General features: G+C 62.9%; 20 protein-coding genes. 12 read left to right on the top strand and 8 right to left on the bottom strand.

The features are described from left to right. Positions 1-68: 68 nt before the first annotated feature. Entirely contained in the window at positions 69-512 is a 444-nt protein-coding gene (locus tag ACX80B_RS03855; RefSeq protein WP_459293233.1) for a hypothetical protein, read from the bottom strand. 380 nt (positions 513-892) lie between these two features. Between ACX80B_RS03855 and ACX80B_RS03850 the strand changes: the two genes are divergently transcribed. Together ACX80B_RS03850 and ACX80B_RS03845 are read left to right on the top strand one after the other, a co-directional pair. After that, entirely contained in the window at positions 893-1,894 is a 1,002-nt protein-coding gene (locus tag ACX80B_RS03850; protein ID WP_459293231.1) for a hypothetical protein, read from the top strand. Next, the gene (locus ACX80B_RS03845; RefSeq protein ID WP_459293229.1) at positions 1,891-2,238 is read left to right on the top strand and encodes a PadR family transcriptional regulator; all 348 of its coding nucleotides are present in this window, start codon (positions 1,891-1,893) and stop codon (positions 2,236-2,238) included. Before ACX80B_RS03850 ends, ACX80B_RS03845 begins: the two co-directional genes overlap by 4 nt. Before the next feature lie 208 nt (positions 2,239-2,446). On the opposite strand, the gene ACX80B_RS03840 is transcribed toward ACX80B_RS03845, so the two are convergent. Both ACX80B_RS03840 and ACX80B_RS03835 read right to left on the bottom strand, forming a co-directional pair. Beyond that, a complete protein-coding gene (locus tag ACX80B_RS03840) occupies positions 2,447-2,659 on the bottom strand; it encodes a hypothetical protein (protein WP_459293227.1) in 213 nt (70 codons plus the stop codon). Between the two features lie 117 nt (positions 2,660-2,776). Next, on the bottom strand, positions 2,777-2,905 hold the full coding sequence (locus tag ACX80B_RS03835; RefSeq protein WP_459293225.1) for a hypothetical protein: 129 nt from the start codon (positions 2,903-2,905) through the stop codon (positions 2,777-2,779). A gap of 540 nt (positions 2,906-3,445) precedes the next feature. Between ACX80B_RS03835 and ACX80B_RS03830 the strand changes: the two genes are divergently transcribed. Together ACX80B_RS03830 and ACX80B_RS03825 are read left to right on the top strand one after the other, a co-directional pair. After that, the gene (locus ACX80B_RS03830) at positions 3,446-4,819 is read left to right on the top strand and encodes a flotillin family protein (protein WP_459293223.1); all 1,374 of its coding nucleotides are present in this window, start codon (positions 3,446-3,448) and stop codon (positions 4,817-4,819) included. 480 nt (positions 4,820-5,299) lie between these two features. Next, positions 5,300-5,560 (top strand): amphi-Trp domain-containing protein, encoded by a 261-nt coding sequence (locus ACX80B_RS03825; RefSeq protein ID WP_459293221.1) that lies wholly within the window; start codon positions 5,300-5,302, stop codon positions 5,558-5,560. Between the two features lie 264 nt (positions 5,561-5,824). On the opposite strand, the gene ACX80B_RS03820 is transcribed toward ACX80B_RS03825, so the two are convergent. Then, positions 5,825-6,223 (bottom strand): hypothetical protein, encoded by a 399-nt coding sequence (locus tag ACX80B_RS03820; protein WP_459293219.1) that lies wholly within the window; start codon positions 6,221-6,223, stop codon positions 5,825-5,827. A gap of 339 nt (positions 6,224-6,562) precedes the next feature. Between ACX80B_RS03820 and ACX80B_RS03815 the strand changes: the two genes are divergently transcribed. Beyond that, positions 6,563-7,420, top strand: coding sequence for a hypothetical protein (locus ACX80B_RS03815; RefSeq protein WP_459293217.1), 858 nt, complete (start codon positions 6,563-6,565; stop codon positions 7,418-7,420). Positions 7,421-7,563: 143 nt separating this feature from the next. Here the strand turns inward: ACX80B_RS03815 and ACX80B_RS03810 are convergent, their stop codons facing one another. Continuing rightward, on the bottom strand, positions 7,564-7,980 hold the full coding sequence (locus tag ACX80B_RS03810; protein ID WP_459293215.1) for a hypothetical protein: 417 nt from the start codon (positions 7,978-7,980) through the stop codon (positions 7,564-7,566). Positions 7,981-8,285: 305 nt separating this feature from the next. Here ACX80B_RS03810 and tdh point away from each other — a divergent pair, with 305 nt between their 5' ends. From tdh to ACX80B_RS03795, 3 genes are read left to right on the top strand one after another with little or no spacing between them, the layout of a single operon-like run. Further along, a complete protein-coding gene (gene tdh / locus ACX80B_RS03805; RefSeq protein WP_459293213.1) occupies positions 8,286-9,329 on the top strand; it encodes an L-threonine 3-dehydrogenase in 1,044 nt (347 codons plus the stop codon). A 27-nt stretch (positions 9,330-9,356) separates the two neighbouring features. Next, positions 9,357-10,598 carry a glycine C-acetyltransferase gene (locus ACX80B_RS03800; RefSeq protein WP_459293211.1) on the top strand — a complete coding sequence of 414 codons (1,242 nt, stop codon included), beginning with the start codon at positions 9,357-9,359 and terminating at the stop codon, positions 10,596-10,598. A gap of 24 nt (positions 10,599-10,622) precedes the next feature. Further along, positions 10,623-11,702, top strand: a complete 1,080-nt coding sequence (locus ACX80B_RS03795; protein WP_459293209.1) for an NAD(P)/FAD-dependent oxidoreductase — start codon at positions 10,623-10,625, stop codon at positions 11,700-11,702. Positions 11,703-11,807: 105 nt separating this feature from the next. Here ACX80B_RS03795 and ACX80B_RS03790 read toward each other — a convergent pair whose 3' ends face one another. The 3 genes from ACX80B_RS03790 to hutH form a co-directional block, all read right to left on the bottom strand. Beyond that, entirely contained in the window at positions 11,808-12,041 is a 234-nt protein-coding gene (locus ACX80B_RS03790; RefSeq protein WP_459293207.1) for a hypothetical protein, read from the bottom strand. 27 nt (positions 12,042-12,068) lie between these two features. Next, entirely contained in the window at positions 12,069-13,373 is a 1,305-nt protein-coding gene (locus ACX80B_RS03785; RefSeq protein ID WP_459293205.1) for a S8 family serine peptidase, read from the bottom strand. Between the two features lie 94 nt (positions 13,374-13,467). Then, positions 13,468-15,060 (bottom strand): histidine ammonia-lyase, encoded by a 1,593-nt coding sequence (gene hutH / locus ACX80B_RS03780; RefSeq protein WP_459293203.1) that lies wholly within the window; start codon positions 15,058-15,060, stop codon positions 13,468-13,470. Between the two features lie 183 nt (positions 15,061-15,243). On the opposite strand from hutH, the gene ACX80B_RS03775 reads away from it, so the two are divergent. The 4 genes from ACX80B_RS03775 to ACX80B_RS03760 all read left to right on the top strand — a co-directional run bounded on the left by ACX80B_RS03775 (position 15,244) and on the right by ACX80B_RS03760 (position 20,212). Further along, a complete protein-coding gene (locus ACX80B_RS03775) occupies positions 15,244-15,912 on the top strand; it encodes an IclR family transcriptional regulator (RefSeq protein ID WP_459293201.1) in 669 nt (222 codons plus the stop codon). 88 nt (positions 15,913-16,000) lie between these two features. Beyond that, positions 16,001-17,653 (top strand): urocanate hydratase, encoded by a 1,653-nt coding sequence (hutU, locus tag ACX80B_RS03770; protein ID WP_459293199.1) that lies wholly within the window; start codon positions 16,001-16,003, stop codon positions 17,651-17,653. Positions 17,654-17,711: 58 nt separating this feature from the next. Then, a complete protein-coding gene (locus ACX80B_RS03765) occupies positions 17,712-18,956 on the top strand; it encodes an allantoate amidohydrolase (RefSeq protein ID WP_459293197.1) in 1,245 nt (414 codons plus the stop codon). A gap of 14 nt (positions 18,957-18,970) precedes the next feature. Beyond that, complete coding sequence (locus ACX80B_RS03760) at positions 18,971-20,212, top strand: formimidoylglutamate deiminase (RefSeq protein ID WP_459293195.1); 1,242 nt, start codon at positions 18,971-18,973, stop codon at positions 20,210-20,212. Position 20,213: the final 1 nt, after the last annotated feature.

Raw genomic sequence — 20,213 nt, 5'->3', positions numbered from 1 at the left:
AGCGTCGGTGCACCGGCGATATTAGCCGGGGTCACGCCTCTGTCACGTGCTCGTTCCCGGAGGTCGAGTTACTGGATGTTCTGCACATAGAACGTCTCCGCACGGCGGCATTCCTTAGGAGCGTTCGTCAAGAGTATTTCGAGATGTGCTCCCGTGAGGAAGCCGCCGCCGAAGGTCACGGGAGCGACGATCTCAATCGAGCGTCCATCCACTTTCAAGGTCATCGATCCGTTTCCGGGCAACCGTGTATCGGCGGGGAACACCAACGTGGATTCCTGGCCCTGAGTGGTCCGTCCGATGATGCAGTTTCCGTCGCCGAGTGCCAAGGTTCCTTCGAATGCTGCTTCCATCTCGAAGTTGTCCGACCCGCTATCAGGATTTATCAGCAGGATCTCCCCATTCGGCCCAGTGGAGATGGGGCCATCGAAGACAGCGTCTCCCTGCTGGTTCCCGCACCCTGCCGTCATCGCAGAGACAGCCAGACTGGTCAAGAGGAGTACTCGTATTTTCATGACATATCGCTGCAGTTCGGGTCGTCCGGCTGTGCCTTGGTACTGCCGGTAGCCCGTAGTATGCCATCCTCCACATCGCACCGCGCGAGACAACTGGGAACGTAGCCGAACCGATACGTTCCCAACCACGTCCCCGTCAATAATTCACTGATATTCCGCCGCTAAAAGACGTGTATTGGCTGCTTGGCTATCAGTCCATGCGCCGGTGGTCGATCCCCAGCGGGCAGGTTGTTCGCAATCTAATCGGCACGACTGGCCCCGCCCGCCATTGCCTGGTAATGACCCCTGACCAGTACGACGAATCGATCGCGGTGTTGCTTACGTCCGCTCGTATATGGTTGTATCTAGATACATTTGCAATCTAGATACAGGATACAACAATGGATGTAAGTGCGTGGCCAGTCGGGGACCATAAGTGGGTGGAGCGCTACCGGATGTCGATGGTCGGCAAACATGTTCCAGTGCTCATACTCGAAGAGCGTGAGCATGAGTTACTCGACGCGCTCCGTGAGACCGGGGTCTCTGCAGCCGAACTCTTCGGCAACGCTGACGTGCTCGCGACAGAGGACGCTTCCGAGCTCGCGACCGTAAATGAAGCGGTTCGGACCTCGCTGGGCGGGGGGCTGCGACCCGCGCTCCGGGAGGTTGGGGGCACGCTTGTGGGTGTCGGCGCCGTCGCAGTGCTGCTTACGATCATTCGCCATGGCTGGTCGGTCGAAATGGATACCGCGCACTCCTTGGTCGCCGCGGGCGTTCTGGCCGCCTCCGTGGGATGGGTCGTAGCTCGAGCGCTCTTCTCCGCTGGACGGTCGGTCTTAGCTTTCGGTTCCCAGGCCGCGGCAGGGGCGATCGCTATCGCGGGCATCGCCGCCGCGGCGAACCTAGGTTCCGGGCACATCGCGGTGAGCAATGCACCAGTGCCGCTCCTGGCACTGGCGATGCTTGCCCCGGGCGTCATCGTGCTCGTGGTCGGGGGCCGGATGCCGCAGCAAGCACTCCGCGAGAGCTGGGACGATATCGAGTGGCTGCGCCGCTTCAGGGACGGCCTGCGGGCCCGCCTGATGCCGGCCGGCGCCGCCCGTGGTCACGTCCTCGAGATCGAGCAGGTGCTCGGATCTAAGGGGACTTCGGCATTCGAGGAGTTCGGTCACCCTTTGGCCCTGGCCCGTGAAGTGGCCGCGTCCGATCAGATTGCGCGGTCACGGCGCTGGTGGGCTTCCACTATTGCTGCCACGGGTGGTCCGCTGGTGATCGCCACGCTAGTCCTGGCAAACCAGAGTTGGGCAACGTTGAGCATCCCGGTGGCGGTTGCTCTCGCCGCTGTCGCCATTGGCGCTCTTGGCCGCGGCTGGGTTCGGAGACCGTGGAGGGAGGGGCAGTGAGCATTGCCGCGTGGCAGCGGGCCTCACTGCCGATGCTCATCCTCAGCGTGCTCGCCGTCGCACCGCGGCATGGGTACGGCATCTCGCAGGCCCTAGTGTCGGCGGGGCTCCAACCGATTAAGGGTGCCCAGCTCTACCCAGCGCTCGTGCGGCTCGAGGACGAAGGAGCCATTGTGGCGCAGTGGGAGCAGAGCGATTCGGGTCCCGCGCGGAAGGTCTACGGGCTAACGGACTCGGGGCACAGGCAGCTGAAGGACTTGGGAGAACAGTGGCGATTATTTATTGGCGCGGTGGATACCGTCGGCCGCGCCGACCAAGCCGTGCGCTCCAGGAGTCCATTTTGAGGCACTGAATGAGTTGGGGCCGACATGCGACCTCCAGACGTGCGATTCCCCGACGCACGCCGAGATCATACTCAGCTTGACCCGCCACAGGCGACGCAGCAACGGCGTGTCAAACAAGGATCGGCTTGTGCGAGCAAAGCAGCCCTGCTTTCTGCTGGCACATCCTGACGCATGGCGGCTAAGAATATTCAAGCCGCTTGGTATCAGTTCAGGCCCCAAAGGCGATGGCTACGGGAACTACCAGCATCATGAGCAAGACCGCACAACCGATGTATATGCCATAAGTGGCCCACTGAACGATACTGACTGGCAGTCCAATCGGCGGTAAGAAGAACGCCAGAATGAGTCCGACGACTCCCACCGGCAGGTTGGGGTCGTAGAGATCCCGTTGTGGCTGATACGACTGGGGAGCTAACCTCATCGGCCTCTTCCTTCTGGAAAACGTTGCCAAGCGGTTCCACCTACAACGCGAGCATAGCCGTCATGAACGACCGTGAGCAGGGATCAAGTCAAGTGAATGCACCGGTGCCTGAACTCCTCACTGGGTGGCGGAGGCGATCACATAGAAAATCGCCACCAAGGCAATTAGGCCAAGTGTTTGCCATGCCCAGCCGACAATTACCTTCTCGGACTTCGACCTCTGACTTGATGAGGAATCCGTCTGCATGGTGTGCCCTCCAGTACCAAGACTTGTGTGCCTGACGCTGTAACGTCATCGGAAAATGCGAAAGGTCCTCCCTTGGACCAAGTAGTCAATTTTCAACTTCCGCAGCTCCTGGACTGTCCCGTCCTTGGCAACAGCTCAATGTGAACAGTGAACGATCCGGCTGCGGGGCGGGGAGGATCTACTGCCCAGTGATGCGTTGCAGGATGGCGAGATTGTGGTCAAGGGTTCGGTCACCGGCCCCGGTGCTTTTTATCCAGGTTCGCACCTAACACGAGAATATGGCGCAGATCACAAACCCTCTTTTATGGTCAACTTTCACGAAGCTCCAACTATGGAGACAATGGCACCTCCAGAAACTGATAACCAGAAATAGGGTTGAATCGCAGCTTCATTTTGGTATCTCTTCTATTCCGTATGCGGATCCATCACCGCACTACGCCGTGGATCTAGTTCTCAAGTGTGTCCGTTAGTCGACGCCTACCGGTCACGATCGAGGGTAGGTTGGGTGTATATGCAGCAACAATAGAAAGTACTGGGGATATGGAATTTATTATTGTCACCGTGGCGGTAGTTGTTGTACTCGCCATTATTGGAATTATTTTGATGCGTTCGCTTCGGATCGCCAAGCCATCCGAAGCGCTGATTATTGCAGGGAAAAGCGGTAGGGATCAGGTTTCCGAAAATTCCGATATGGAAGAAGCGAAACAGCGGGTGGTATTTGGTCGTGCTTTTATCAACCCCTTCACCGAACGGGCGCACTCCATTTCATTGGCATCCCGTCAAGTCAGCCTTCGTATCGAGGGTATTTCAGAGAACGGAATCAAGTTGCATCTGACCGGCGTTGCGCAGGTCAAGGTCGGCGGCAACGAAGTGTATGTGCGCAGGGCTGCGCAGCGTTTCCTGGACCAGCAGCATGAGATTGACCCTTACACTCAAGAGACCCTCTCCGGCTCGCTGCGTTCCATTGTCGGAACGCTGACGGTCGAATCCATCATCAAGGACCGTGCATCTTTTGCCAGCAAGGTGAAAGAGGAAGCCGAACACTCGATGAACAACCAGGGTTTGATGATTGATACATTCCAAATCCAGTCGGTTGACGACGACACGGAATACCTCAGCAATCTCGGCCGGCCGGAGGCTGCGAAAGTTGCCCGGAATGCCGATATTGCCGAAGCCAATACGCGGCAAGAGTCCGCTGAAGCTGCTGCAATTGCTGACGAGAAAGTCGCGGAAGCTGAACAACGATTGGAAATCCGTCGTGCGCAGCTGAAGCGGGAGGCTGACGCGGCCCAGGCTGAAGCCAACGCGGCAGGACCGCTGGCCAAGGCTGAACAGGATCAAGCCGTCATTCTCAAAGACCAGGAAGTTGCCGAACGGCGTGCTGAACTGCGTGAGCGCGAACTAAACACTGAGGTACGCAAGCCTGCCGACGCGCAACGATACAAGGCCGAGCAGGAAGCGGCCGCAGGATTGGCCGCGGCGCAGGCCGAAGCAGACGCAGACAAGGCACGTGGTGAAGCCGACGCTGATGTGATTAGGAGGAAAGGCGAAGCCGAAGCCGCCGGGATTCAGGCGCAGGCCGATGCTTACAGCCATTTCAACGAAGCCGCCGTCATCAGCCGGGTGCTCGAGACGCTGCCGAGTGTCGCCAGGGAAATTGCAGCTCCGATGAGCGCCGTAGACAATATGACCGTCATTTCCCAGGACGGTGCCGGACACTTGAACCGGAATGTGGCTGCCGGGATTCAGGAATCACTCCAACTCTTGAAAGACACGACCGGATTAGACATCATCGCGACACTGCAAAACTTCAACGGTACGGGAAATACCGCTGACAACGCCGATTCGGAGGCAACGGCTGTTGCCGCTACAGATAATTCGGAAGAAGCTTCTGTGCATTCACAAAAGGGGTAGCTTGATTCGGCGTTGGGGCTTGGACGGACGCATCTAAGACGTGCTCAGCGAGGCGGCCCTCGCCTCTACGGTCGGGAAAAAGGTATCCGAGCACACCGGAACTTGCGGACTTGCAAAGTCCAGAACTTCCAAACGGGCGAACCTATAGGCATCCAGTGTCGACGCGTCTCCTTGGTCCGCACCATGGCCGACGCCGGGTGCCACCTGCGTCTACATGGTGGATTCGACACGCGTCCGACCTCAAGACGGCACAATGGGCACGCTCCGTCAGAAGTTGCGAAAACCGGAACAGGGTTGGTTCCATCGATTCTGACCCTTGGAGCTGAGGGCCTTCTCGATTGTCAGCCGTCGCCGGTTATAACCGGTTATGTGAAGGTAGTCGCTGTTATCACTGCGTCCACAGCGGCCGGGGATGCGGCAAGAAACGTTGCGGTATAGTCGCTCACAGACGCAGTGTGCAAGCGGGACGGAAGGAACGCGGTGGCCAAGGAATCACGAGATATTGAGCGGGTGTACGGCACCGACGAGGTGGTCGCGAAGCTACGGCGCCTCGCGGACGCACTCGAGAGCGGAGGCTCGTTCCGGATCCAGGTCGCCGGAGAGCGCATTCGGGTGCCGGCGCGGGCTGAGTTCTCCATCGAGCATGAACGCGGCGATGAAGAAGAGGAGATCGAGTTCCAGCTCAAATGGGCGCTCAGCGAGCAGCCGGCCTCGCCGGCCGACGACGAACCGCTCGTCTGACCTCCGAGGCCGTGCCGGGTCAGTCCTCCACGTCATCCGCAGAATGCGCTGGCTAGCACCGGGATTGAGGCCTAGAAGCGGTGAGATCGCTGTCCCGGCGGTAAAGGCCAAGACGGCGAAGATCAACAGCCCCCTGCTCGGGCTTTGTTCGTTGCTTCTCTGTCATAGCTGCAGCCTTCCCTTGCTTTCCTTGAACTCCCGCCAAGCAGTTGCTTGCCCCCTAGATGGGGGTGCCCGGCACGGGAGCGTTTCAGGCCTTGCGCTCTATTGCTTATCCGGGTTGGCTGCGGCGTATCGACGGGCCACTTCTTTCGGATCGCCGTAATTGTCGCCGCTGTCAGCTGCTACGCCTATAGCCATGGCAGCAGCATCGGGTGTCATGCCCAACTTCAATAACTCAGCTTCGAAACGCTGGTCCCACTCATCGTTATCTTCATTTTTATACCGATATTCGAATCGAAGCTGCTTTATCTGCCACACGACGAAGAAGCCCATCACGATCGCAAAAATGACGCTGGCGGCCGCCGCCCATATAAGCGTTTCGTTTGTCGGGTCTCGAACCGCTAAAAACGTAAAAAAGACTGCTGGGCCCGCCGCCCCGATGGCTCGAGTCGCCCACCAAGTGGACGCGCGCCTCACCGTCGGATGATCCTTGGCCTTCATCGCAAACGACCCGGTTGAGAATTCATTACTGCCCCTTATCCAAACAAAACGTGAAGGGTCACACAGCAGTCTAGCGCCCTGGCAGGACGGCAATCACGGGACGAGAATCTGGGGATCAAGCCGGCGGCGTTTCCATTGGCAGCCATGGATTGAGTCGCTGCGCCTTCATTGCGAATACTGCAAATCTGTGTTTCAACAGATCCGGTTCCAAATCTCACAGCCCCGTAAGACCATTGGGTAACCGGGAACCGGACCTGTCGGTGGGCCGTTGTACCGGGACCAGTGTGCTGCATGTGGAAGGGGGAGAAGGTGATCAACTCAAGGGGCTCACCTCAGTGCATGACGAGCCCGGTTCTTTGGGCATCCTCGGTCCTGATGCTCCTTACCGGGTGTGGCGCCCATACCGTGGTCAGCGCGGGGGATCCGGTTCCCACGCCCTACTCCGGACCGATGAAGGTGCCACAGTCGTTTGCGGACCGCGCGAGCGTGCGGGAGCGCTCAGGCGCTGCCGGCCTGGCTCTCGAGTGCTCGGGTAAGCCGTTCGCCGGGGGCGGTGCTGACTACCTCGAAAGCGACCTCTACGAGATCGGGGACAGCGCTGCGGAGGCGCTGGATAACTACCTCTCCGGGGAGCCGAATGCCAGATACGCGACTCCGGGGGAGGGCTACCAGGTGGAGCGCGAGAACGGTGGCCGGGTGCTGCTGTCCTACGACGTCGACGGCGAGACCAAGGTCGCGTTCGTCGCCGCTGCCGACGTCGGCAATTACGCCGGCGACCGCGGCTGGGGGATCGAGGCGTGGGCACAGTGCGACCCGGCTGAGTTCCCCACAGCGGTAGCCGAGGACCTGGGATTCGGCCTCTGGACCGACGAGCGTGGCCGCACGGTGCCGACCACGATGGTGCTCTCCCAACCCGGCCCGGAACACTGCGGCTGGGACGACCTCACCTTCTTGTACCTCGGTGGGGAGGAGCGCGGTGCGGTGTACGTGCGCGACCCCGACGGCGAGTTCGAGGCCGAACTGACGCGTACAACCTACGACGACGAGGTCGTTCTGCCGGCGGACGCCGAGGACACTGGCTATCGGCGCGAGGGTCATGAACTGTGGCTGGCGGCGGACCGTTCAGCGGCCTACGTCGTCGATGGCCTCGGGGCTGCGGAGCGGTTGCCAGCTGCCCCGGGGGTCGGATGCGAGTGAGGTGAGGGGCAGCGCCGAACTGGTTGCCGCATGCAGCGGTGATGGAAGGAATATACCTCGTGCCTACGGCGGCAGCTCCTCTCCCGTCACGAAGGCGGATTCACCGTCTCTGCCGACCAACCGTCAAGGCGTTCATCGAGCACTCAGTGTCGCGCGCTGCGGCTAAAGGACCATGAGGTGACCCATACGACGCCGATGGTGAGCACCAGCGCGCCAGGCACGTGAGCCCACAGCGTCGCTGCGCTGCCAAGATATGCTTGCACGAAGCTGAGCACGAACACCACGGCGGTGACCACTGCGGGCCACAGCGGTGCGTGCCGGATACGCCAGTGCGCTGCCGCGGCCAAGGTGGCTAGTCCGAAGATCACGTGCATCGCAATTGCACCGGCACCGTGGAGGTTCAGTGCGGCCACACTGCTGGAAAAGATGTTGCCAGCGGTGATGAATTGGGAGATCAGCGCCAGCAAGCTCACAACGGCGGTCACTTGCAGGGCGCGAAGGGTGGCTGTAGCCGGGGGAGTTTGGCGGGTTTCGGCGTTGGGCGGTCCGGACTGTGTCATGAGTACTCTCTTTCAGTCAGTCGCAGGCATCTATCTATGCGAAGGGTGACGGGCACTTCTCCATGTCTGCCTCTCGGCCTAAAATCCCAGCGGGGATGACGCCATGGCTACATCGTCAGGTATTCGCAGCCGACGGCCCGGACGGATGGGCCACCAGGCCCTCGTCGCCGGAAGTGGATAAAACGGTGGGGTGAAGCCGACAGGCCATCCCTCATGAAGAAGATTGGAATCCTGCAGTCCCGTCGGTCTTGATAGCGTAGAGCCGGGCAACGAGGCTCAAGGGGTGGTACGAAAGGGATGTATCAGTGAAAGCGCTTTATAAGTCCGGCGCGCAGCCGGGATTTGAATTGGTGGACCGGCCGGAGCCGGAACCTGGTCCCGGCGAAGTAAAGATCAAGGTGATGACTACCGGGATCTGCGGCACTGATTTGCACATCCAGTCCTGGGACAGTTGGGCGCAGAGCACCATCAACGCACCGCTGATTCCCGGCCACGAGTTCTACGGCGAGGTCGTCGAAACCGGCGACGGCGTGCACAATACCAAGATCGGCGACCGGGTCTCGGGCGAGGGGCACATTGTCTGCGGCATGTGCCGGAACTGCCGGGCCGGCCGGCGGCAGTTGTGCATCCACACGGTCAGCGTCGGTGTGCAGCGCGACGGCGCGTTTGCCGAGTACGTGGTGATTCCGGAGACGAATGCCTGGGTTCAGGATGAGCGGATCACACCGGCGTTGGGCGCTATCTTCGATCCGTTGGGCAACGCTGTCCACACGGCGTTGAAGTTTCCTGTCACCGGCGAGGATGTGCTGATCACGGGGGCGGGGCCGATCGGGCTGATGGCTGCCGCCGTGGTGCGTCATGTCGGTGCGCGTTTCATTGTCATCACGGATGTCAGCGAACCGCGCCTGGAACTGGCGCAGGCCGTGGGCGTGGATTTGCCGATTAATGTGGCGCGGACGAAGATCCGGGATGCGCAGCAGAGCATGGGGATGGCCGAGGGGTTCGATATCGGGTTGGAGATGAGCGGGCATCCGACGGCGTTGCCGGAGATGATTGCGAATATGAACCATGGTGGCCGGATTGCGATGCTGGGCCTGCCGGCGTCGTCGATTGATATTGATTGGGCGACGGTGGTCACGCACATGCTGACTTTGCAGGGGATTTACGGGCGGGAGATGTATGAAACCTGGTATGCCATGAGCGCTATGCTGCAGACCAGCGACTGGCTGCATGACGCGATTTCGGGCGTCATTACCGATCAGTTGCCGGCCGCCGAGTGGGAGAAGGGTTTCGAGGCCGCACGCAATGGTGTGGGCGGCAAGGTTGTGCTGGACTGGACCCAGGTCTAGAACCGCGACGGATTGACAGGAGAAGCAATGTATTCAGCTATGAAGGAAGATCTGCGGTCCGAGCTGGAGGCGATCCGCGAAGCCGGATTGTTCAAGGCCGAGCGGAGCATCAGTTCGCCGCAGTCCAGCCATATCCGGGCGGGACAACCGGGGGCGGAGCCGGCCGAGGTGCTCAATTTCTGTGCCAACAATTACTTGGGCCTGGCCGACCACCCGGAGATTATTGCCGCCGCCAAGGAAGCGATGGATGAACGCGGGTTCGGCATGGCCAGCGTCAGGTTCATCTGTGGAACCCAGGACCAGCACCTGCTGCTGGAACATCGGGTATCCGAATTCCTCGGCACGGACGACACGATTCTCTTCTCGTCCTGTTTCGACGCCAATGGTGGGGTCTTCGAGTCGCTCTTCGGTCCCGACGACGCGGTCATTTCCGATGCTCTGAACCACGCCTCGATCATCGACGGAATCCGGCTCTGCAAAGCCAAACGGTACCGCTACAAGAACCGCGACATGGCCGATCTCGAGACCCAGCTTCAGGCCGCGGCGGAGCAGGATCGATCCGACGGGTCCAAAGGCGCCCGGCGGACGATTATCGTTACCGACGGAGTGTTCTCGATGGACGGCTATCTGGCCCCGTTGGAGGCGATCTGCGATCTGGCGGATAAGTACGATGCGCTGGTCATGGTCGACGATTCGCATGCCGTCGGGTTCATGGGGGAGACCGGGGCAGGAACACCTGAACATGCCGGTGTTGGGGACCGGGTTGATATTTTCACCGGAACGTTCGGCAAGGCGCTCGGCGGTGCCTCCGGAGGATATGTGGCAGGACGCGGCGAGATTGTCGCCATGCTGCGGCAGAAGGCGCGGCCGTACCTGTTTTCCAACAGCCTGGCGCCCTCCATCGTGGCCGCCACGCTGAAGGCGCTGGACCTGGTCGTGAACAGCGGCGAACTCCGGAGCAGTCTCCAGGAAAACGCGGCGCATTTCCGGTCCCGGATGGCGGAGGAAGGATTCGAGCTGCTCGAAGGGGAGCATGCCATCATCCCGGTTATGTTCGGCGACGCCGTTGTGGCTGGCAAAGTGGCCGACGAAATGCTCGGTAACGGAGTCTACGTAACGGCGTTCAGCTACCCCGTCGTTCCAAAAGACGCCGCCAGGATCAGGGTCCAGCTGTCCGCCGCGCACAGCGCGGAGGACATCAAAAACTGTGTCAAAGCCTTTGTGGCCAGCAGGGACGCGGTGAAGGCCAGCTCAGTCGGCGATAACTAAAAGATTCGGCGATACCATACCCCTATGGCTGAAAACTGTGACGTTCTGATTGTCGGCGGTGGGATTGCCGGGCTGTCACTTGCCGCCCGGCTGGGCCGCGACTGCAGTGTGGCGCTGGTGGAGGCGGAGAGCTCTCTGGCCTACCACACCTCTTCCCGCTCGGCGAGGCAGATGCAGCCAAGCCACGGGCCGTGGCCGATCCGCCAGCTGACCGAACGGTCCATCGAGCAGGTTGAGGGGATTTCCGGCGAGATTGGCCGCCGGATCCTCAGTCCCAGGCCGCTGATGTTTGTCGGCAGTACCGAAGACGTTGACGCCAAACTTTCCGGCAACGAGGTGTTGGTGCCGATTTCCACCGCCGAAGCCCTGGAACGGAGTCCCGATCTTCGTCCTGAAGCGTTCGAAGCAGTCGCGCTGGATGAGTCCTCATTGCAGGTCGAAGTTGACGTGCTGGTCGACTACTACCATGACCGGGCCCTGGAAGCGGGGGTGCAAATCCACCGCGACGCACCGGTGCATACTGCCCAGCAGGTCGGTGCCGGGTGGGTCGTGGGTGCCGGGGATGAGGCGTTCAAGGCCCGTACGGTGGTCAATGCTGCCGGAGCGTGGGCAGATCCGCTGGCGGTCATTTTCGGTGTGCGGACCCTGGGCCTGGAGCCCTACCGGCGGACGGCCGCCGTCGTCAATACCCGTCAACCGGTCCCGGAGGACGGACACATGATCCTGGCGGCAGACGGCAGTTTCTACTACCGGCCTGATGGCGCGCAACTGCTGGTATCCCCATGCGAGGCGGTGCCCAGCAGGGCCGAGGACGCCAGGCCCGTTGCCACTGATGTCGAGCGGCTGATGGAGAAAGTCAATGGGATAACCACCCTCGGCCTGACCAGTGTGGACAGGGCCTGGACGGGTCTTCGTACTGAGCGCGCGGGCGGAATGCCGGTGGCCGGATTCGACGAGGAAGCGCCGAACTTTTTCTGGCTCGCAGGGCAGGCTGGTTACGGGATCCAGACGTCGTGGGCGATGGCGGATCTGGCAACGGGTCTGATTATGGGAACCATTGACGATACTGACCCGATCGCCGCTGCCTTGTCACCTTTGAACTAGGAGTCTGGGTCCGGCCGCTGAACGAGCCACCAGCCGCGGCCCACTGCACGGGGATGGCCGGCCGGGTCAGCCGTTTCAGCGGCCGGCAGTCATCGGATGGCGGGGTTACTGAATGTCACTGTCCGGCGGTGCCAACTGGAAATGCTGCTGTTCATCCACGGATTCGACGCCCTCTGCCGCCTCCAGTTCCGGGCGTCGGTCCTCGGGCAGCGAACCGGTGATGATGCCGATGCTATCGAGCACCTGCTCCACGTGCATGCCCTTGGTGCGCAGCACGGTCGCGACGTCTCCGATCACGCGGATGTGTTCCTGATCGACCGTCACTGTGATGTGGATCATGGCTCCATAATACGTCTGCGGCACCGGCTACTGCGGCGCCAGGACAAGCCCCGCGCCGACGTCGACGGAGGGGGTATGTAACCGCTGCGCCTCCTGGACGATGGTCGCCCACAGGTCGAGTCCACGGCGGCCGGTTGATCCGGCCCACAGCGCCGCAATGCCGGCGGCGTGCGGCGTTGCCATACTGGTGCCGCTGATGGTCTTGTAGCGCTCCGGCATTGGCCAGGAGGAGTACACCTCGAAGCCAGGTCCCGCCACATCGACCTGCCCTCCTCTGGCAGGAGCGCTGCGCGCGGAGAAGCTGGCAAGTTTCAGCTGTTGGTTCAGAGCTGCGGTGGCGATGATGAACGGGCTGTTGGCCGGCGTGCCGACGAAACCAAAATTGCCCTTGTCACGCTCAGCGTTGTTTCCAGCCGCAGCGACGATGAGCGAGCCTTGCTGCAGGGCCCGCCGGCCGGCGGCGGTGTAGGGCGGATGGACCTGCGCGACGTCGGCGCCGAGGGACATGGAGATCACCGCGCAGTCGTTGGAGACGGCCCAGTCGATACCGGCGAGGATGCCGCCGTCGTTGCCTGATCCTGCATTGTCCAGTACCTTGCCAGCGTAGATGTCGGCCTCATAGGCGACGCCGTACCGTGGACCGGTGGAAGGGCTCCTTGGGCCGCAGGCGGTACCGATGCAGTGGGTTCCATGGCCGTGTCCGTCCTGCGCCGATTCGCCGGGGATGAAGGACTCAGCGGTGATATTGCGTCCGGCGAAGTCGGGGTGGTTGGCATCGAAGCCGGTGTCCAGGACGGCAACTTTGATGCCCTTCCCGGATTGCGGGGAGGACGTGGCGCGGGTTGCCTGAAGGCCCCAAGTGGCCGTGGCCGAATCCTCGAAGTTCGCCGGCCGGTCGCCGGAACCGTTGTCGGCATCGGCGCCGGAATCCAGCCGCGCCGTAAGATCCGCGACGCCGTCGCGGTACCCGTGGGCATAAACCGACGATGAGTCCGTCAGTACACGGTGCACCAGTTCCGGCACGACCGAAATGACTTTTCCCTGGCTTCCGCTGGACGCCTGCAGGGCCGCGGCCTGCTCGGCATTAGCCGACACGACCGCCATTCCCAGCGAGGCGAAGATCGTCGCGTCGGCGTCCCTGGTTTCGGAGAGGTCAGCGCCGCGGTTACGGAAATCCCTCGAGCTTGCCACATTTGACAGGCCCGCGGCCGACGAAAGCACCGCGGAGGCATCCGTATCGGTGCCTGCGAAGATGACGATGTAGCGGCCGGTTGTTTCGGCTTCCGCGGCTGTTCCCGATCCGCCGCTTCCCGACGATGCTGCCTCGATCACGATGCTCTCCTTTGGTCGTGCGCCTCAACTCCGCCCGGTGCGGCGGCGTGGTGCCCGGCCACCAGTCGGCGGTCTGATCAGGATAACCGCTGGGTCACTGCAGTGGAGTGTCCAACACCGCATCGACGGCATGCAGGAGTGCGCCGGAATCCACCAGTACACGGGCGGCCTCGATTTCCGGTGCCAGATAGCGGTCGGTATCCGGTCCGGCAACGACCGCCCGGATCATCTGCCGTGCCGCCGTCGTCGCCTTTGATGTCTTCGCCTGGTCCACGCCGCCGTCGCGCATATCCAAGGCACGTGCCGAAGTGAGGATTTCCACCGCAAGCACACGGGTCAGGCCGTCGATGGCGCGGCGCAGCTTCAGCCCGGCGCTCCAGCCCATCGAAACGTGGTCCTCCTGCATGGCCGACGACGGGATCGAGTCGACCGACGCCGGTGCGGCGATGCGCTTGAGCTCGGAAACGATCCCGGCCTGGGTGTACTGGGCAATCATGTGGCCGGAGTCGACGCCGGGGTCATCCGCGAGGAACGCGTTCAGGCCATGGTTGCGGGCCGGATCCAGGAAGCGGTCCGTGCGGCGTTCGCTCATGGAGGCGAGGTCGGCGACGGCGATGGCCAGGAAGTCGAGCGCGTAACCCACCGGAGCGCCATGGAAGTTTCCGTTGGATTCGATCCGGCCGTCCAAGGTGATGACGGGATTATCGACGGCGGACGCCAGCTCGTAGCCTGCCACGGACTCGACGTGCGCAAGCGTGGCCCGGACGGCACCGTGGACCTGCGGCGCGCACCGGACGGAATAGGCATCCTGCACCCGGGTGAAACCCTCCGGGCGCTGCTCATTGATCAATGGCGAACCGGCCAACACCGCGCGGATGTTCGCCGCGGAGGTTTTCTGGCCTGGATGTGGGCGCAGCGCCTGCAGGTCTTCGGCGAAAACGGCGTCCGTGCCGAGCAATCCCTCGACGGTCATGGCCGCGGACAGATCGGCGATCTTGAGCAGCCGGTGCAGGTCGGCCGAGGCCATGATCAACATACCGAGCATGCCGTCGGTGCCATTGATCAACGCCAGGCCCTCCTTCTCGCGGAGTTCGACGGGTTTTAGGCCGGCAGCGGAGAGGGCATCGGCAGCGTCCATCAGTACGCCGTCGTTATTGCGCACTTCACCTTCGCCCATCAGTGCCAGCGCGCAATGCGAAAGGGGAGCGAGGTCGCCGGAGCAGCCCAGGCTTCCGTATTCGCGGACTACCGGCGTGATGCCCGCGTTCAGGATCCCCGCATAAGCCTCCGCCGTCGACGGGCGTACGCCGGTGCGGCCGGTCGCAAGCGTGGAGAGACGCAGCAGCATCAGCCCGCGGACGATCTCGCGGTCGACTTCGGCACCGCTGCTGGCCGCGTGGCTGCGAATCAGCGAACGTTGCAGCTGGGAGCGCAGATCGACGGGGATGTGCTTCGTGGCGAGAGCGCCGAAACCAGTGGAGACGCCGTAGTGCGGCTTGTCGTCGTCGACCAGCGCCTCGATGACCGCCCGGGATTCCGCCATCGCCGTCATCGAGTCTTCGCTCAGCCTGATCTGCGCGCCGCGCCTGGTGACTGCGACGACGTCGGCGGGAGCGAGTGCCCCAACTGATACTTCGACGACGCGCGTGGTGGTCTCGTCAACAACGGACGTGCTGGTGTCGGTCATCGGTACTCCTCGGGATTGTGGGGGTGCGTCCTAGGCTACTGGCAAAATTCTTCGCCAGCGGTCTTGATATTGCTAAAGAATGAAATTACCGTTTTACTAAGTGAAATACATCTGACGCGGATCTGCAAGATCTGCACGGAAAATTCCGGTCCTCAGTACGAAGCCGGCGAAGGAGAGATCACCGTGGCAGACGCCTCAACCCGGACGGTCGAGCGGGCATTATCCCTGCTCGGTACCGTGTGTGACCGCGGATCCGTCACCCTTGCCGACGCCGCCCGCGGGGTGGACCTGTCCGCCAGCACGGCCCTGCGGCTGCTGCGCACCTTGGAAGCGGCGGGTTTCGTCCGCAAGGACGACGTCGGCTACCGGCCGGGGATGCGGATCGTTCAGTTGGGCGCCCAGGCCCTGAGCCACGAGTCGCTGGTGTCGCTGGCGGCCGAGCCGATGAAACGGCTGGTGCAGCAGACCGGCGAGTCGGCGTACCTGAACGTCCCGTCCCGGAAAATGCCGACCGATGACGAGGCCGGAATCTACATCGCTATCGAAGAAGGAACGCATTCGGTCCGGCACACCAGCTGGGTCGGCCGCAGCATTCCGCTCGAAGGCACAGCCGCCGGACAGGTACTGCACGGCTCGACGCCTGAGGCGGGCTACGTCGTCGTCAGTAATGGGGTTGAGCCGGATGTCACCGCCATCGCCGCGCCCATCCTGATGGGTCCGCGCGTAGTGGCCGCCTTGAGCGTCGTGGCGCCAAGTTACCGGATCAGCGACGACGACGCCGAGGCGATCGGCAAGCTGGTGGCGGCTGAGGCAGCAACCATCATGGACCACTACGCGGTACCCACCGCCTGAACACTGCTTCCACGGACGTATTCGACCAACCACATCCACTGACCACCACATCCACTGAGCAATCCCACTGAACCTGAAGGAGAAACCAATGCAGGGAGCACGCGAAGTACGGGCCGCCCGCGGCACCGGCCTGACCGCCAAGAGCTGGCAGACCGAAGCGCCGATGCGGATGCTGATGAACAATCTTGACCCGGAAGTTGCCGAACGGCCCGACGACCTCGTGGTCTACGGCGGCACCGGGCGGGCTGCACGCAGCTGGGAAGCCTATGACGCGATCGTCCGCACGCTCGAAACACTCGAGGACGACGAGACGCTGCTGGTCCAGTCCGGCAAGCCTGTCGGAGTCTTCCGCACGCATAGGTGGGCGCCGCGTGTGCTGCTGGCCAACTCGAACCTGGTCGGCGACTGGGCCACCTGGCCGGAGTTCCGCAAACTTGAGGCCGAGGGCCTGATGATGTACGGCCAGATGACCGCCGGTTCGTGGATCTACATCGGAACCCAGGGCATTCTGCAGGGCACCTTCGAAACCTTCGCCGCCATCGCCGCGAAGCGGTTCAACGGCTCCCTGGCCGGCACCCTGACCGTGACCGGCGGCTGCGGCGGTATGGGCGGCGCCCAGCCACTGGCCGTCACCCTTAACGGCGGCGTTGTGTTGATTGTCGACGTCGATGAGACCCGCCTGCGCCGCCGCGCCTCCAAACGCTATCTCGACGTCGTCAGTACTGATCTGGACGAGGCGCTGGCCAGGGTGCAGGAAGCCAAGGACGCCAAGCAGGCGCTCTCGGTGGGACTGGTCGGGAACTGCGCCGAGGTGCTGCCGGAACTGCTCAAGCGGGGCGTTCCCGTAGACATCGTCACTGACCAGACCTCAGCGCACGATCCGCTCAGTTACCTGCCCGCCGGTATTGCAATTGAGGACTGGAAATCCGAGGCGGAGGCCGACCCGGTCGGTTTCACCAAGAAGGCGCAGGCTTCGATGGCCGCGCATGTGGAAGCGATGGTTGGCTTCCAGGACGCAGGATCGGAAGTCTTCGACTACGGAAACTCCATCCGCGACGAGGCACGCCAGGGCGGCTACGATCGTGCGTTCGAGTTCCCCGGATTCGTTCCCGCCTACATCCGTCCCCTGTTCTGCGAGGGGCTCGGCCCGTTCCGTTGGGTGGCGCTGTCCGGGGACCCCAAGGACATTGAGGTCACGGACAAGGCCTTGATGGAGCTCTTTCCCGAGGACGAGCACCTGCATACCTGGCTCAAGGCGGCCGCCGAGCACGTCGAGTTCGAGGGCCTGCCGGCACGGATTTGCTGGCTCGGTTACGGAGACCGGGCCAAGGCCGGCGCGCTGTTCAACAAACTTGTCGCCGAGGGCAAGGTCTCCGCGCCGATCGTGATTGGCCGTGACCATCTGGATTCCGGTTCGGTGGCATCGCCGTACCGGGAAACCGAAGCCATGGCCGACGGTTCGGATGCCATCGCGGACTGGCCGCTGCTGAACGCCATGCTGAACACCTCCTCGGGCGCCACCTGGGTATCCATTCACCACGGAGGCGGTGTCGGCATCGGCCGTTCCATCCACGCGGGCCAGGTATCCGTTGCCGATGGGTCCGACCTCGCGGCCGAAAAGCTCGAGCGATTGCTGACCAACGACCCGGGTATGGGCGTTATCCGCCACGTCGACGCCGGGTACGACCGGGCGTCCGAAGTTGCGGCCGAGCGCGGCGTACGCATCCCGATGAAGGAGTAGGGTCCCGGCCTCCGGACCGAGCGATGCGTACGATCGTAGTTTTACAGAAAGTTGTCTGATGGAATCCGTATCTGAGTTGCTTGATTCGATTGATGATGTCGGGCGGGACGGCCGCCGCGGCGGGTACAGCCGGCCGGTGTATTCGACGGCGGAGCTGGATCTGCGCAGGTGGTTTGTCGAGCAGGCGCAGCGCCGCGGGCTTGATGTCGAGACCGACCGCAATGGTGCCATTTGGGCGTGGTGGGGAGCGCCGCCGTCGAACGCTGACGCCGGTGGCGCACTGGTGACGGGTAGTCATCTCGATTCGGTTCCCGGAGGCGGTGCCTTCGACGGGCCGCTGGGCGTGGCTTCCGCGCTGGCCGCCGTCGACAAGATGCGCGAACGCGGAATCACTGCTGGAGAAGGCGGAACCCGGCCGCTCGCGGTGACGGTTTTTCCCGAGGAGGAAGGGTCGCGGTTCGGTGTGGCCTGCCTGGGATCACGCCTGATGACCGGCGCGATCGACCCGGACCGGGCGCGCTCGCTGACTGATGCCGACGGCGTGACGTTCGCCGAAGCGGCGCGCGCCAACGGTCTGAATCCGGAGCACATCGGGCCGGATCGAGCTGCAATGGCGAGGATCGGACAGTTCGTCGAACTGCATGTTGAACAGGGCCGCGGGCAGATCGGCTTAGGGCCGGCGGACAGCTCCGAAAACGCCATCGCCATTGGTTCCTCCATCCTCGGGCACGGACGCTGGAAGTTCACCGTTTTCGGCCAAGGAAACCATGCCGGGACCACCCTGATGGCGGACCGTGCGGACCCGATGGTGGCAGCCGCGCGGATTGTCCTCGCCGTACAGCAGGTTGCAGCCGGGCGGGATGACGCGCGGGCCACTATCGGACGCCTGCAGCCGGTTCCCGGTGGCACGAACGTGATCGCGTCGAAGGTCGAGATGTGGATGGACGTGCGGCATCCGGATGATGCCGTGACGGCGTCACTGGTGACGAAGATCCACGGCAAGGCGCAAATCGCCGCGGCCGAGGAGGGCTGCTCGGTGACACTGACAGAGGAGTCCTACAGCAACACCGTCCATTTCGATACCCGGCTGCAGTCGAACCTGCAGGACCTGCTGCCCGGCGCGCCAACACTCGCCACCGGGGCCGGCCACGACGCCGGTGTCCTTGCCGCGAAGGTCCCTTCGGCGATGTTGTTTGTCCGGAATCCGACCGGCATTTCCCATTCTCCCGAGGAAGCCATCGAGCGCAGGGATGCCGACGCCGGGGCCGACGCGCTCGCGGATGTCCTGGCTGGTCTGCTGTGAGGAGCGGAGCCGGAATGGATTCTGTGTCTGCCGCGGACGCCGAGCGCCCGGCTGCCGCGGGCGACGTCGTCGTGCTGCCGGCCGGTGTCAACGCCCACTCGCATGCCTTCCACCGCGTACTGCGTGGGCGCACCCATCTGGGCCGTGGCAGCTTCTGGAGCTGGCGCGAGCAGATGTACCGTTCCTCGGCGGCGTTGACACCGGACCTGTACGAACGCCTGGCCACCGCCGTCTATGCCGAGATGGTGGTGACTGGCTGGAGCGCCGTCGGCGAATTCCACTACGTGCACCACCAGCCCGGCGGTTCGGCGTATCCGGCCCATGAGATGGAACATGCGCTTGCCCGTGCGGCGCAGAATGCGGGTATCCGGCTGACACTGCTCGACACTTGCTACCTCAAAGGCGGGATCGGGCAGGAGCTGAACGCGGAGCAAGCACGGTTCGCCGACGCCGATGCCGACGCCTGGCTGGAGCGGCTGGAATCCTTGCGGGCCGACTTCGCCTCGACCTACGACCCGTCGTTCGTGAACGTCGGTGCCGCCATCCACTCTGTGCGTGCCGTCGATCCTGACTCGCTGGCGAAGATTGAGCGGGGACTCGACCCGTCCCTGCCGCTGCACGTGCACCTGTCCGAGCAGCCAGCCGAAAATGAGGCGTGCCAACGCGCTTACGGGATGACGCCGACGGAGTTGCTGTCCGGGCACGGCTTGCTATCGGAGCGGCTTTCCGCCGTGCACGCCACGCATTTGACCAGCCGGGATATTGAACTGCTGGGTGCGGCCCGGGCCAATATCGTCATGTGCCCGACGACGGAAGCGGACCTCGCCGACGGGATTGGCCCGGCCTTTAAACTTGCACAAGCGGGGGCCGTGATTTCGCTCGGCACCGACCAGCACGCCGTCGTCGACCCGTTGTTGGAGATGCGCGCGCTGGAACACGGGGAACGGCTGCGCAGCGGTGAGCGCGGCCGCTTCACTCCTGCCGAACTGGTGGAGGCACTCAGCGCAGGTGGGGCACGCAGCCTTTCCGGGACACTCTCCAGGACCGAAACAACACGGCCAAACGACTTCATCCACGTACGTCCGGACAGCATCCGCACGGCCGGCGCCGCGGCCGACCAATTGCCGCTTGCCGCCACGGCCGCCGACGTCGAATCCGTGACCATTGATGGGAAAGTGGTCGCCCGGAATGGAATCCACGAATCGCTGGGAGATCCGGCGCGGCTGCTGTCCGCAGTACTGAAGGAACTGGAGTAGA

The sequence above is a fragment of the Arthrobacter monumenti genome, from assembly GCF_054511255.1.
The sequence above is the reverse complement of the archived record's forward strand: the minus strand, read 5'-3'. Positions and strand labels throughout refer to the sequence as shown.

Coding starts and splice junctions, on each gene's coding strand:
- ACX80B_RS03855 (WP_459293233.1), bottom strand. CDS start 512: ATGAAAATACGAGTACTCCTCTTGACCAGTCTGGCTGTCTCTGCGATG.
- ACX80B_RS03850 (WP_459293231.1), top strand. CDS start 893: ATGGATGTAAGTGCGTGGCCAGTCGGGGACCATAAGTGGGTGGAGCGC.
- ACX80B_RS03840 (WP_459293227.1), bottom strand. CDS start 2,659: ATGAGGTTAGCTCCCCAGTCGTATCAGCCACAACGGGATCTCTACGAC.
- ACX80B_RS03835 (WP_459293225.1), bottom strand. CDS start 2,905: ATGCAGACGGATTCCTCATCAAGTCAGAGGTCGAAGTCCGAGAAGGTA.
- ACX80B_RS03830 (WP_459293223.1), top strand. CDS start 3,446: ATGGAATTTATTATTGTCACCGTGGCGGTAGTTGTTGTACTCGCCATT.
- ACX80B_RS03820 (WP_459293219.1), bottom strand. CDS start 6,223: ATGAAGGCCAAGGATCATCCGACGGTGAGGCGCGCGTCCACTTGGTGG.
- ACX80B_RS03815 (WP_459293217.1), top strand. CDS start 6,563: ATGACGAGCCCGGTTCTTTGGGCATCCTCGGTCCTGATGCTCCTTACC.
- ACX80B_RS03810 (WP_459293215.1), bottom strand. CDS start 7,980: ATGACACAGTCCGGACCGCCCAACGCCGAAACCCGCCAAACTCCCCCG.
- ACX80B_RS03800 (WP_459293211.1), top strand. CDS start 9,357: ATGTATTCAGCTATGAAGGAAGATCTGCGGTCCGAGCTGGAGGCGATC.
- ACX80B_RS03795 (WP_459293209.1), top strand. CDS start 10,623: ATGGCTGAAAACTGTGACGTTCTGATTGTCGGCGGTGGGATTGCCGGG.
- ACX80B_RS03790 (WP_459293207.1), bottom strand. CDS start 12,041: ATGATCCACATCACAGTGACGGTCGATCAGGAACACATCCGCGTGATC.
- hutH (WP_459293203.1), bottom strand. CDS start 15,060: ATGACCGACACCAGCACGTCCGTTGTTGACGAGACCACCACGCGCGTC.
- hutU (WP_459293199.1), top strand. CDS start 16,001: ATGCAGGGAGCACGCGAAGTACGGGCCGCCCGCGGCACCGGCCTGACC.
- ACX80B_RS03765 (WP_459293197.1), top strand. CDS start 17,712: ATGGAATCCGTATCTGAGTTGCTTGATTCGATTGATGATGTCGGGCGG.
- ACX80B_RS03760 (WP_459293195.1), top strand. CDS start 18,971: ATGGATTCTGTGTCTGCCGCGGACGCCGAGCGCCCGGCTGCCGCGGGC.